1 protein-coding gene and 1 pseudogene are annotated in these 841 nt (G+C 72.5%); both read left to right on the top strand.

Annotation, left to right across the window (positions count from 1 at the left end):
• Positions 1–342, top strand: a pseudogene (locus L995_RS22855) (MlaD family protein); the annotation flags it as partial.
• On the top strand, positions 339–841 hold a 503-nt coding region (locus L995_RS22850), incomplete at its 3' end, for a hypothetical protein (RefSeq protein ID WP_047473826.1). The pseudogene L995_RS22855 and the gene L995_RS22850, both read left to right, overlap by 4 nt.

Here is an 841-nt window from a genome sequence, read left to right as displayed (position 1 = left end):
CCGCGTCTGCTGGACCGCGCCAATGCTACGCTGGCCCGCATGGAGCGCATGGTGGCGCGGGCCGACAGCCAAGTGTTCGACGCCGGCGGCGTCATGCCCGAGGTGCGTTCCACCGTGGTGCAGCTCAACGGCCTGCTGGCCGACACGCGCCGCACGCTGGGCAAGGTGGACGCCGTGCTGGCCGAGGCCCAGGCCGTGGGCTCCAATGCGCGCGAGGCCACGGCGGACCTGGGTGCCCTGCGCGCCGAGGTGGAGGGCAACCTGCGCCGCCTGGAAGGCGTGCTGGCCGACCTGCAGCGCAAGTGGCCGTTTGCCCATCAACCGGAGTTGAAGCTGCCATGAGTGCTGCCGCCAAGAAACTTTCTGCCGCAACCCTCCTGGCGCGCCATGCCGGCGCCGTGCTGACCGTGGTGCTGGCCGGCTGCAGCAGCCGCCCGCCCGCACCGGACTGGGCGCTGAATGCCGAATCTGCGTCCCAGCGCGCCTCCACCGCCTACCTGGAAGGCCGCCAGCGCGTGCAGGCCCTGGAATGGGACAAGGCCCGCGCCGAAGTGGCCGCCACGGGCCGCACCGACCTGGCCGCGCGTCTGGAGCTGATGCGCTGCGCGGCCCAGGTGGCCAGTCTCGAATGGGACGACTGCCCCGGCTACCAGGCGCTGGCGCTTGACGCGGCGCCGGCGGAGGCCGCCTATGCGCGCTATTTGCAAGGCAGGCCCCGGCCCGAAGACATTGCGCTATTGCCGGAACTACAGCGCCCCGTGGCGCAGGCGTTGCTGGGTGTGCCTGCCTCGGCGTTGGCCGCCGTGGGCGCCATCAAGGAGCCGCTGCCCCGGCTACGCGG

The sequence above is a fragment of the Delftia sp. ZNC0008 genome, from assembly GCF_000799035.1.
Taxonomy (GTDB): Bacteria; Pseudomonadota; Gammaproteobacteria; order Burkholderiales; family Burkholderiaceae_C; genus Comamonas; species Comamonas tsuruhatensis.
The sequence above is the reverse complement of the archived record's forward strand: the minus strand, read 5'-3'. Positions and strand labels throughout refer to the sequence as shown.